The sequence below is a fragment of the Seleniivibrio sp. genome (assembly GCF_021209385.1).
In the GTDB taxonomy this organism is placed as follows: Bacteria; Chrysiogenota; Deferribacteres; order Deferribacterales; family Geovibrionaceae; genus Seleniivibrio.
Map to the genome: position 1 here is coordinate 273,816 of NZ_JAJOIL010000037.1, position 12,251 is coordinate 286,066.

Annotated in this window: 12 protein-coding genes; 1 reads left to right on the forward strand and 11 read right to left on the reverse strand. The window is 42.6% G+C overall.

What is annotated here, in order from left to right; translation table 11 throughout:
• Window positions 1-43: 43 nt before the first annotated feature.
• From LRY47_RS13440 to LRY47_RS13490, 11 genes are all read right to left on the reverse strand, one after another.
• Window positions 44-1,402, reverse strand: coding sequence for a Do family serine endopeptidase (locus LRY47_RS13440; protein WP_295226274.1), 1,359 nt, complete (start codon window positions 1,400-1,402; stop codon window positions 44-46).
• Between the two features lies 1 nt (window position 1,403).
• Window positions 1,404-2,114: a hypothetical protein gene (locus LRY47_RS13445; protein ID WP_295226276.1), complete on the reverse strand. Its 711-nt coding sequence runs from the start codon at window positions 2,112-2,114 to the stop codon at window positions 1,404-1,406.
• Window positions 2,111-2,557, reverse strand: coding sequence for a zf-HC2 domain-containing protein (locus LRY47_RS13450; RefSeq protein ID WP_295226278.1), 447 nt, complete (start codon window positions 2,555-2,557; stop codon window positions 2,111-2,113). Before LRY47_RS13450 ends, LRY47_RS13445 begins: the two co-directional genes overlap by 4 nt.
• Window positions 2,535-3,110: a sigma-70 family RNA polymerase sigma factor gene (locus tag LRY47_RS13455; protein ID WP_295226280.1), complete on the reverse strand. Its 576-nt coding sequence runs from the start codon at window positions 3,108-3,110 to the stop codon at window positions 2,535-2,537. Before LRY47_RS13455 ends, LRY47_RS13450 begins: the two co-directional genes overlap by 23 nt.
• Window positions 3,111-3,228: 118 nt before the next feature.
• Window positions 3,229-3,627, reverse strand: a complete 399-nt coding sequence (locus LRY47_RS13460) for a type II toxin-antitoxin system VapC family toxin (protein ID WP_366043847.1) — start codon at window positions 3,625-3,627, stop codon at window positions 3,229-3,231.
• Entirely contained in the window at window positions 3,624-3,851 is a 228-nt protein-coding gene (gene vapB / locus LRY47_RS13465) for a type II toxin-antitoxin system VapB family antitoxin (protein ID WP_295226284.1), read from the reverse strand. The genes LRY47_RS13460 and vapB overlap by 4 nt, the downstream gene beginning before the upstream one ends.
• A 51-nt stretch (window positions 3,852-3,902) precedes the next feature.
• On the reverse strand, window positions 3,903-6,401 hold the full coding sequence (locus LRY47_RS13470) for a SusC/RagA family TonB-linked outer membrane protein (protein WP_295226286.1): 2,499 nt from the start codon (window positions 6,399-6,401) through the stop codon (window positions 3,903-3,905).
• Window positions 6,349-6,873: a TonB-dependent receptor plug domain-containing protein gene (locus LRY47_RS13475; RefSeq protein ID WP_295226288.1), complete on the reverse strand. Its 525-nt coding sequence runs from the start codon at window positions 6,871-6,873 to the stop codon at window positions 6,349-6,351. The genes LRY47_RS13470 and LRY47_RS13475 overlap by 53 nt, the downstream gene beginning before the upstream one ends.
• Window positions 6,874-6,884: 11 nt before the next feature.
• Window positions 6,885-8,612 (reverse strand): RagB/SusD family nutrient uptake outer membrane protein, encoded by a 1,728-nt coding sequence (locus tag LRY47_RS13480; RefSeq protein ID WP_295226290.1) that lies wholly within the window; start codon window positions 8,610-8,612, stop codon window positions 6,885-6,887.
• 11 nt (window positions 8,613-8,623) lie between these two features.
• Entirely contained in the window at window positions 8,624-9,274 is a 651-nt protein-coding gene (locus LRY47_RS13485; RefSeq protein ID WP_295226292.1) for a hypothetical protein, read from the reverse strand.
• A gap of 8 nt (window positions 9,275-9,282) precedes the next feature.
• Entirely contained in the window at window positions 9,283-11,721 is a 2,439-nt protein-coding gene (locus LRY47_RS13490; RefSeq protein ID WP_295226294.1) for a SusC/RagA family TonB-linked outer membrane protein, read from the reverse strand.
• Window positions 11,722-12,011: 290 nt separating this feature from the next.
• On the opposite strand from LRY47_RS13490, the gene LRY47_RS13495 reads away from it, so the two are divergent.
• Window positions 12,012-12,251 (forward strand): two-component regulator propeller domain-containing protein (locus LRY47_RS13495; protein ID WP_295226296.1); only part of this gene is annotated, 240 nt, incomplete at its 3' end.

Below are 12,251 nucleotides of genomic sequence, written 5' to 3' on the forward strand. Positions count from 1 at the left end.
AAAAGGCGCATCCTTTCGGGTGCGCCTTTTTCGTTTACTGAAATTATTCTTTATCGAAGGCTATGAAGTTGCTTCTTCCGGATGCATATATCTGCAACACAACCACGCTGCCTTTTGGTATCTTATTGTATTTTGCGGTAAATTCCGCCGCTGTTCTCACCTGCTCACGGTTAATGGTGAGGATTATCATTCCGGGTCTTACTCCCGCCTCATAAGCGTTGTTCTTCTCATCAACATTAAGAACCTTAACACCGTATTTCAGATTCAGTTTTGCCATCTCGCCTTTATTAAGAGGAGCAACTGAAATAGTGGCGCCGGGTGTTCCGACAGAACTGTCGTCATCTTCACCTTCGCCCTTTCTGGTGCCGAGTTTTACAGGGATCTTAAGTTCTTTTTTGTCGCGCAGAATATCCAGTGTCACAGTCTGTCCGGGGCTGTATGAGCCTATCAGAGTAACGAGGTCTTTGGAATCTGTTATCTGCTGACCGTTGACTTTAAGGATAACGTCGCCTGCCTTAACACCTGCCTTATCCGCAGGATCATCTTTTGTGATATCCGCAACCAGAGCGCCCTTTGCGTCTTTCATTCCGAAACCTTTGGCAAGCTTGTCGTCAATAGGCTGAATGGAAACACCGAGCCAGCCTCTCTTAACAGACCCTTGTTTCAGTTTCGGGAGCAGTTCTTTAAGCATATTCACCGGAACTGCAAAGCCGAGCCCCTGACCGGAGGGGATGATTGCCGTATTGATAGCCACAACCTGACCATCCATGTTTATCAGGGGACCGCCGGAGTTTCCGGGGTTAATTGATGCGTCCGTCTGCATAAAGTTGTCATATGGGCTGCTGCCGAGTTCTCTTCCTTTCGCACTGATTATGCCTGCTGTAACAGTCCACTCAAGTCCGAGAGGGTTGCCGATAGCTATAACCCAGTCGCCTATCTCAGCCTTATTGGAATCTCCAAGTGAAAGAGACGAAAGTTTAACGCTGCCCGGGTCTATTTTAATAAGCGCAAGGTCTGTAAGCGGGTCTCTGCCAACTACCTTTGCGGGAAATTTATGTTCATCGTTGAGCTTAACGATTATCTCGCTTGCTCCTTCAATAACGTGATTGTTTGTAACTATAAGCCCGTTGTTTTCAATTATGAAACCGGAACCAAGTGAAGTCGTCTTGTACTCTTTGGGTACGCTGGGTACCATATTTCCGAAATCGTCACCGAAAAATCTTCTGAACACATCGTCATTAATCGACGGGTGCGCAGACCTTTTCATCACTTTTGTGGTGGAGATGTTCACCACCGCATCCTTTGTGGATTTGTAAACTCCGGAGAACGACTCCGGTGTGCCTGCCGCAAAAGCAGTTACCGTTGAAATAATAAATAGTGTCAGTATCAGGAATTTTTTCATACTATTCCTCCAGTTTTGAGTAGTTTTCAATCATGGTTTGCATAGCGTTGTAAGGTATCGTTCCGACAACTGTAAACAGTTCGTCGCCAAGTTTTCTGCGCATAACGTAGTTACCGTAAACTATCTTTTTGCTTGCAGGAACCTCGCCGTAAACTCTCTTTCTGAATATTGAAAATTTGTTTATTCCGTCCGAAAGCATTATGTGCGATGTTCCGTCCTTAAGCATCCTTTTGCCGACAACACAGAACCCCAGAAAACAGCGTCCTGATTTGTCCAGATTCCCTTCCGTTGAAACAGACTTTGAAGAGGAATCCTCCGGCTCAAGAATGGTGAACGAATACACCAGCTTGCCCGACGGGTCGTACACGTCTTTATGAACTATCTCGTTAGTGGAATCCACCATCAGCATATGCCTGAACCTGTCGCCGTTTTTGGGTTTAAGATCGTACTGCAGAACGTCCCTGCCCGCAAAACGCATCGATACCGGCTGAGCTATATCATAATATGCCCTGTCAATATCGCTTAATTTAAACTGCTGGTTCCGCATCTTTGATGCAAGATAGTTCAGAGTAGTGTTGTCCAGCCCTGCTTTTCCGCCCATAAAGGCGGTATAGGTGCTGTTGTCCACTGCCACTTTAAAATAAACCTGTTCAGCGGCGTAAGACTCGAAGGAAAGTATCAAAATACCGAAAAACAGGAAAAATCTGATCATTTTTTATAATTTACAGTAGCAAGTGTTCCGTTGAAGTCTGCGACTCCGGCGCCCACATGCTCAATAACGTATTCTTCAAGCTTTTCGTTACCTGCTACCTGAGTCTCTTCGGTACCCATGGTCATGATAGCTGCAAAAGCAAGAACAAACAGAGCCGCAACCGCCGCCGCAAACACAGAGAATTTTTTATAGTAGGAACCTTTTTTCTGAACAGGCTTTTCGGCTTTCGGCGCGATCATAGCCATAATGTTCTTTGAAAGGTCGATTTCCGCAGTTCTTTCATATGAAAGTTTCACCATGTCTTTAAGGCGAAGTTCGTTCGTAAGCTCAGAGCGGCAAGCGGGACAAGCCGCAACGTGTCTTTCGACCGCCTGTCTTTCAAGAGAAGAGGCTTCTTCGTCTATGTATGATGAAATCAGTTTATGAAATTTGGTACATTCCATCTGCCAACCCCTGATTGATGAGTCTGTCTTTTATAATCTGTCTGGCGTTGAACAGCCTGCTGCGGACAGTTCCCAGCGGTATGTTCATCATCTCGGCAATCTCTTCATAGCTCATGTCTTCGACCTCGCGAAGAACGATGACCACACGAAGTTTGTCGGGAAGGGAATCCACATAGCTTCTCACATATTTGTGAAGTTCCTCTTTCAGAGTGAGTTCTTCAGGGCTTTCGCCGCTGCCGATGTTTTCAAAGAAGCTCGTTTCGTCGTCTTCCGTCTCAACATCCATCACCCTTTTCTCTTTTTCAAAATGGTTAAGGGCGATGTTAAGGGCGATGCGTTTCAGCCATGGGTAGAACTGTTCTCTGTTTTTCAGAGAATCAAGTTTCATAAAAGCTTTCATGAAAGCTTCCTGAACTATGTCCTCTGCCAGCTCTCTGTTTTTCACCACGTTCATCGAGGTGGCGAAAAGTTTCGACTGATACTTGAGTATCAGCATTTCAAACGCCTGTGAATCGCCATCCAGCACTTTTTCGATAATTGCCGTATCTTTCACATTTCCTCCGAATCGTATGGTTATAAGACTGACCACCAATCTATAAGTTCAAACAAAAATATACTACCGTAAAAAATATTTTTAAAGGGAATTTTACATTCTCCATAAAAGCGTCACATTATACCCAATTCTCAACCCGCAGTCCTTTAACACGCTCAAACTCTTTAACATTATTAGTTACAAGCACTGCATTAACAGCTATTGAATGGGCGGCAATAAGCATATCCATGGAACCGATTACCTGTCCGCTGGTCTCAAGCCCTGCTCTTATACTTCCATATGCTTCCGCAGCTGTGCCTTCAAACGGAAGTATTTCAAGAGGCGCAACAAACATTGCCAGAGCATCCCTGTTGCGTTCAATAGCCCTGCTTTTTGCAACGCCGTATTCCAGTTCGGCGAATGTTACGGAAGACATGCATATATCAGAAGGTCTGAAAGTCCTGAATTTCTCAATGACATTCTTAGGTTTGCTCTTAATGATATAGATGCAGATATTTGTGTCCAGCATATACATCAGAAGACCTCCCGATCCTGAACATCAGGCTGGTTTCTGTCGGGCATAAAAGAATCATCAAACATATCAAGGCTCTGCTCAAAGCTATCCCATGTGTCTACTTCAGGAATAAGGATAAGCATATTCCCAACTTTTTTTATGCGAACTTCTTCCGCGCTGATATGAAATTCTTTGGGAAGCCTTACCGCCTGACTGTTTCCGCTTTTAAAAATCTTCGCATGGCTCATACGGCACCTCGTGTATATACTATAATGTATATACATTTTTTAGCAAGCCTTTCAGACAAAGAAATCCAGCGAGGGCATCTTTTTGATGCGTCCAATTTTATGCGCGAGACTGTAATAGGTCAGAAGCCCTTTTATATGGTTTTCCGAGAGGTCATAGTTGATTATCTCCCAGTAGTCGATGATCTGATAGGAAGTCAGCCCCTTCATCTGATAGTGGTCTATAAGGGATGCGAGGTTTCCCTTACTGTCCTTTTTTATACGGGCAAGCAGTCTGACAAAATCCTCGGTCTCTTTGCGGTTGGCATCTGCCGTGTCCTTGCGGATTATCCAAAGGGCAAAGACAAACGGAAGTCCTGTGAATTCTTTCCAAAGAGTTCCGAGGTCATATATATATTTCGCGTTGTCGTTGTAATAACCGAAAAGCGCCGTGTCGCCGATGTAGACTTTCGCGGGCGCATCGGTGTTCTCTTTGGTAAACTCCGGCGCAATACCGTAACGCTCACGCATCAGTATTTCAAAAAGCACCACGGAGGTACCCGATTCCGATGTAAGGTAAACCTGCTTTCCGCCTAGCTCCTCAATGGGAAGGTCGGAGAACAGAAGAACGCTTTTAACCTGATCTATACTGCTGATTGAAATATCGGGAATTATATAATAGTTCTCAGGATTTCTCCCGTATTCTATACAGCTGCACGGCGAAAGGTCTATTACGCCTTCGCGTATTGCAGTGTTAAGGTATGAAGGAACGCCCTTTATGAGCTTAAAGCCTTTCTCTTTCTGTAGATGATGGAATATAGGATACACGTTTGCGTAATCAATCTGACCGATTCTAAGCATATATTTCCCCCGTTGAAGGTCCCATCCAATGCCCGTCCAGTCCTTCAAAGTCCCTTCGGCGCAGAATATCGTAACCCACAAGCGCCACGGCGTTTGAAAGGTTAAGACTGCGTTATCATTGTAGTAACGCAGTTTCGTTTCGAAACCTTCATTCTCTGCTTTTCCCTGGTTCAGATATGGTTTTGTATAACCCATGAAATCAGGATCAGTTCTGTTTGGCCGGACAAGAATGTCATGCCGGTCGCGCTTAAACAGATCAAACGTAAAATCCAGATGATCCAATAACGTTGCTTCGATACCAAAATTGGCGCTTTTTTCTTTTTCCCATGTTACATCGGTATTTGCAGGAGCTCCCTGAACAATGGCGTAATAAATATCGTTTGAAGAGCCAAAATAGTATGCAGAAGTATAAGGATAAATCTGGTCAAACATAAATCTTTGATCGTCACCACCGATTTTGTCATTTCCGACCAGACCATAAGAACCTCTTATTTTCAGATAATTGAATACCTTATTATCCTTCATGAAATCTTCCTCCGAAATGATCCATCCTAAAGAACCTGCAGGAAAAAATCCATATCTGTCGTGTTTCGGGAAATTTTCAGATCCCATACAGGAGAAGCTGAACTCGCCAATGTATTTTTGATTCCAGGCATACGTTAACCTGCCACTCCAATTGGTATGCATAACAGGAAAATTATTTCCGCTGATCGTATACTTATCTTCATTAAACATCAGGATTCCACTTGCAGTATGCGCGCCAAAGGTGCGATCGTAGCTAAGAGATACCTGAAAAACCCTGTTTCTGTTTTGATCGGATGTAGATTCACTCCCTTCCAAAGAGGTATTTTCTCCATATTTTGTGTAAACAGTATTTCCATTACTGTTTTTTGAAATTGAAAAACTCTCGTAAGTCCTTGTTTTGTTTGACTGGCTAAGGAAGTAGCTGTTATATGCAATTCTGGCGGTGATGCTTAACCCGGGAGTAAGTTTATCAAGCTGTTCCGTAAGTCCGCCCGTAATTTGGATCGTCCGTCCGTTTGACGTATAATACCCGGTATTCAGAATATCGCCAAGCGGATTGGAGTATAATTGATTTCGACCAAATGTCCCATTTGGGTTATAAACAGGGAAGGCATTGGGTGGAATTAATGACATGGCATTGAAAATTTCATCGGTTGTGTTTCCGCCGGGATTATACCGGTCTTCAACAGTGCCTCCTAAAGTCAGGAAAGCAGAAAGTCTTTTGGTAAGGCTTATATCGACATTTGTACGATAATTTAGCCTGTTGTAACGGCTGGAGGTACTAAACTCGGATGCCTTACCGGTTCTCCGGAACAATCTGTTGTTCATTACATAGTTCAACATAACAAAATAACGAACGGAATTATCACCTCCTGAAAAGTTAAGGTTATAATTGGAAATTGGAGAGGAGTTTCTTAATACTTCTTTGTACCAGTTAACATCCGGGTGAAAATAAGGATCAGTGCCATTTTGATATGCAGACAAATCCTCTGCAGTATAAAGTTCAGATTTACCGTCATTTACCAATGCTTCATTGTAAAGCCTGGCATAATCATATGACCCCAGAAATTTAGGTAGTCTTCTGTCGCTTTGTTCTCCTTGCTGGGCACTGAATACGATTTTCAGATCTCCTTTTTTACCTCTTTTGGTGGTAATAAGCAATACTCCCGTTTGCCCCCCTGCTTCCATACATAGCTGTAGCGGAGGCATCTTTCAAAAGTGAAACAGATTCAATTTCTTCCGGAACCAGGTCTGAATAGTTAGCCTCGATCCCATCAACCAGGATTAGCATACCTGTCTGCGCAACGCCAAAAGTATTTATACCGCGGCTGAACATTGAGTTGGATTCATTGCCGGGTTCTGCCTTGGATGCATTAACCGTTAGTCCGGGAATCCGGCCAAACAACCTGTTTGTGAAATGAGTCGTGAAAGGATCCTCAACATCATTCCCGTCTATCGTGGATATCGCACCTGTTACCATCCAGGCAGGTTGTGTGCCATACGCAACATTGAGGGCTTTCTCCTGCCGGTTAACCGGTGTAATATACTGTATAGAATCCTGTGCTAATGAGAAAGTACTTATGCCTATGCTGATCAAAAAGGCCAATATTAGGCTTCTGCTATATTTTAATGTCATAAGTTTCAGTATTAATGATTTCATAAGGTTGAAAATTACCATCCGGGGTTTTGGGTCAAATATCCTTTCAAGGCCTCATCCCGTCTGAAAGGGAATAGATACAGTTTCTTTTCAAACGACCGGGTTTCAAACTGATAAATCTCGTATCTGAAATCAGGTGGGGACGGATTTGAATAGGCTTTCAACCCGTAAAAAGCACCTTGCATGATTCCATCCTGTTCAGCAATTAACCATCTGCGGACATCCCAGAAACGGTGATCTTCGTCGAACAATTCAATGGCCCGCTCATTTCTGACCTTTTCCCGGAATTGATCCTGGTCAAGGCCGGCTGGAAGATCAGGCTGCCCGGAACGTTGACGGATGATATTAACGGCATCATAGGCATTGGATACCGGTCCTTCTGCTTCGTTTAATGCTTCGGCATAATCAAGGTATGCTTCCCCCAACCTGAAAATGATATCATTCGCCATAGCATAATTCTGAGAATTAGTCAAACTCTGGGGAATAAATTTAGTAATCCACTGACCACCGGTACATCCGGAATAGAAAGATCCATCTACCTGTGAATTTACCATCGGAATATCGACGTTCCAATAGGAACCTGCAACAGCCACTGACTGGTTAAAACGACGATCCAATTCATTGTACTTTTCAATTAGGTCGCTCCCCCCGGCAAAGTCCCAGGTTTGAGAGGTTCCGTCCTGCTTTTCGTATTTCTTCAGGAAATTAAAAGTCATGCTATATCCCATCCACCAGGTAACGCTGTAAAATCCCTTAGGCATCAAACTTGTCCATGGCCAGCCCCAAATACCGGTACTTCCGAAGGCTTTACAAGCCAGGATAATTTCTGAATTATCATTTTTTTCAAAGATATACCTGTAATTTTTGTCTGCGCCTTCGCTGGTTATTAAACTTATTCCTCCCGAAGGGGCCCAGTCTATGACCGCTTTCGCAGCATCGGCTGCCAGTTCCCACCTGTTCAGGTCATAGTTGCCGTAACAAATCAGGTTATTTTCAGACGGGTCGTCCATATCGAGATAAGGATCTGCTGTATTAAAAAGCGGACTTGCTGCATAAAGAAGCGTTTTTGCTTTTAATATTAACGCGGCCCCTTTCGTTGCACGGCCTCTTAAATCAGAAGTGTATGCATCAGGCAAAGAGGCGATCGCCGCATTGCAGTCTGAAACGATAAAATCAACAACTTCCTGAAATGTATTCCTATTCTGTAAAAGATCATCACTAAGTTCAAATTTTTTCTCGATTATCGGCATACCACCATATCTTTTAAGCATTTCGAAATAATTCAGTGCACGGATAAATCTCGCTTCACCTTTCACCTGGCCGGCATATTCGGCATCTATATCCGGAACTTCATCAATTCTTTCCATCAATATGTTGGTCCTGCGGATAGCCTCAAAACGAATATCAAACCGAAAGTCTTGTTCGCTGATATTATCAATCGTGATATCACCTATATTCCACTTCTGTTCGATGGGCCACGTAACCCCGGACTCCGCTTCATCTGTTGCAGTCGCCATTATACCATATTGGGTTCCGGTATAGGTAGTCTCATTCCTGGGTAAAATAGAGTGAATTCCGTATCGGTAGGTGCCGGTGATATAAGTATCGGCCTGTACCTTTGATGAGAAAATTGTATCTTCTGTTACATCCACTCCGGGAGCTTTTTCAAGATAATCGTCACATGAAGAAAACAGCGTATAAATAGAGGCGCCAAAAAGCAGTAATATTTTAATATTTTTCATCGTCGTGATTGTTAGAATTTGACATTGACTCCCATGTTAAAGGTCCGGGTAACCGGATACGGCTCAACATTTATTTCCCCGGTCGCTGTAGATTCCGGATCCGCACCCGGAAGCATATCATCCCATGTGGTCAGGTTGCTTCCGTTAAGATATATACGGGCGTAGGAAATCCCGATTTTCCTGAGTACTTTATCTGGAAGGGTGTACCCTATTTCAGCATTTTTCAGCCGAAGATAACTGGCATCTCTGGTCCAAAAAGTAGAATTCTGATAGTTGCTTGAATTATCCCCCGCGCTAAAATGAGGATAATTAATTGGAAGTCCCTTTTCGTAACGTTGCTGGCTCCAGCTTTCGATCAAATAGTCCGGAGCATTTGCTCCTTCAGCAAATCCCATGATATAACGTCTTGAATATTGAACAGAAACATTGGCTGCTCCCTGAAATAAAACTGAAAAATCAAATCCTTTGTACGCTCCGCCAAATGAGAACCCAAATATCTTTTCAGGGAAATTAGAATATCCTATGGGAACTGAATCGTCATTGTCAATTATTCCGTCTCCGTTGACATCTTTATATCTGATGTCTCCCGGTTGAATTTTATTACTTTGCCAATTGTAAACAGGCCTGTTTGGATCATTAACTTCTTCCCATGTATTAAACAAGCCATCGGCTATAAGTCCGAAATATTGTCCATATCGCCTACCGGTTTCGTCTTGATAAGAATAAGTATTTTTACTTCATCCATATAGATGATTTTGTTATGCGCGTAACTGTAGTTTGCTTTTACCCAGTAATCTAATTTGCCCAACCTATCACTGAATGAAGCCTCAATTTCATATCCGGTATTCCTCATTTTACCGAGGTTATAGACGGGAAGTGTTGCCCCGACAATTACAGGATCCGTGTTTCTGGAAGAAAGGATATTGTTCCGGTTTTCCCTAAAGTAATCAAACGAAGCTTTTACTTTATCTTTTAGTAAGGCCAAATCCACTCCTAAATCCCACTTTTTTGCCTTCTCCCAGGTAAGATCGGGATTACCGAGCATACCTTCCAGAGAACCCTGATAACCATTTTGGGTTGATCCGTATTCTCCAAACTGATAAAAATTATCCGTATAGCTATAGGCTGCAGGTTGGTATAAAAATCTGTTTCCACCCACTTTGTCATTCCCGACTTCTCCGTATGAACCCCTGATTTTCATATAGGTCAGGTAATCATTCTGGGGGAAGAACAATTCTTCTGTTGGGATCCAACCAAGAGAATAGGCGGGGAAAAAGCCAAATCGTTTCCCGGGTGCAAAGTTTTCCGTCCCATTATAGCCAAGATTAAATTCTGCCAGGTAGCGGCTCTTAAAATCGTAAGTTACCCTACCTACAATACCCTGGTACCCGTTTGGAACCAGGTACTGCAAAGTCGGATCGTGCCGTTTGCTTTGGTTGTACATGACTAAGCCGCTCAAATTATGATACCCAAATTTCCTTGCATAATTAACCCCGACTTCTATGTATGTCTTTCTGTTTTTACTGATCGTTTCAGTAAAAGTATACGGTTCAGGATTTGATTGAGGGATGTATACGATAGACTGATCCTCTAATCGTTGAGCCCTGTAAGTCACCGCTTGCGCCTTATAATTTTTATCATGTTCGTTATAATTATTATAGGAATAGGTGAAATGTGTCACCAATCCTTTGGTAATAAAACCAAGATCATAATCAACCCGAAAAGAACTGTTCAGGTAGTCCCGGTAATTTTTTTGATATCCTTCACTTAATAACCAGGAAATTGGTGTCATCGTGGTTGTAGCGCCGTCAAGAATTACATATCTGCCACCAGTATCAGCAAGATCAGGATGATCAACAGGATTCCCGGCCCAGCTGGCCTCAAATATTCTTTCAACTGGTGCAGCCGTTCCCTTTCTTTGTTCTATCTGGGCTGACAGATTAATGCTCACGGAGAGGCGTTTGGTAACATTGAAATCGAAGTTTGAACGGATATTGTACCTTTTATATTTCATCTGGGCATCAAAATCTTCAATTACATCCGTATGCTTAATCAGACCTTCCTGGTCAAAAAAGCCCCCGGATATAAAATATTTGACGTTATCAGTTCCTCCCGAAATATTCACGTTATGCTGGGTTTGACCGGCATTTTTATCAAACATGTAGGGAAACCAGTCTATATCAGGATAAAAAACCGGGTCGTCGTGTGCTTTATAATGGGCAATAGCCTCATCAGAATATTGAGGCGCATATCCACCTGTAATATACCCGTCGTACTTTTTAGCTTCATTGAAACTCGTTGCATAGTCATAGGCATTCATGCTATGACGAACATCTGTAAAATGTGAAATGGCATATTGGGCTGTGTAACTGACCTGTGGCCTTCCTACTTTTCCTCTTTTAGTGGTAATCAGCAACACGCCGTTGGCTCCCCTTACCCCATAAACGGCCGTCGCCGAAGCATCCTTTAAAATAGAGATACTTTCAATTTCATTCGGATCAATATTATTATAATTATCTGCTTCAATTCCGTCAACCATGATAAGTGGTTCCTGTTCTCCGGCAAAAGTTCCGATACCCCTTATTCTCAAGGTTGATACATCCTCTCCCGGTTGTCCGCTTCGTTGAACGGATAATAATCCCGTCATTCGGCCAACAAGGGCATTACTGATGTTTGCCTGGGGCGACTGCAACAAATCCTCCGTCCCGATTGCTGCAATTGAACCGGTGATCGAAGCTTTCTTTTGCGTACCGTATCCAACTACCACAACGTCGCCAACCTCAACTGTTTGCTCTTCCATTACAATAGAGAAGTAATTTTTATTGCCGACAGAAACTTCCTGGATTTTCATCCCAACAAAGGAAAATAACAGGGTTTTTGCCTCTCCGGCGTAAACCAGTTTGAAATTACCACCCCCATCGGTAATCGTTCCTGTAACAGTTCCTTTAATAGCTACTGTTACACCTGGAATTGGCACATTTTTATTATCAGTCACTTTCCCGGTTATTTCCTTTCGTTGGTCAGGTTGATCAACCTCAGAATTTATTTCGTCCGGGTTATCCATCGCAGTTACAGTGGTCGTTGCGGAAACAGTAGAAAAAACAGACATATTTTTATTGTCAGGAGTAGTTTTTTCAGGTATCGGAGATACGACAGTTCATAAAACTCGTTTTTTTCATAAATTGATACTTTTAAAATTGTACTTATAAGACCGTCTTTTGTTGGTTAATTTAATTGGAATGATTTTTCAATAGGCAGAATATTTATATGTCTGATCAAAAGTATCGACTACATTGATTAGCGAAGGAGAGAAATGTTACAAATGTAGTGTAGCAGTGTTACTGCCTTTACATATTGGCAAATTATAGAAGTATTTTAGTGGAAATTATGATACCTGGTATGAATAAAATAAAAATAGTTGAAATAATTTTTTTGATTCTTTTTTGTCATTCCGTATTTAGTCAAGGCTTTGATTTTAAATTCAAAAGCTTTTCCATCGAGGATGGATTATCCCATAATGTTGTGGAATGTATGTTACAGGACAGCAGGGGTTTTATCTGGATTGGCACTCCGGATGGGTTAAATAAGTTCGATGGCTATTCCTTCACCGTGTACAGGCCGGGCTTATTGAATGAAAAC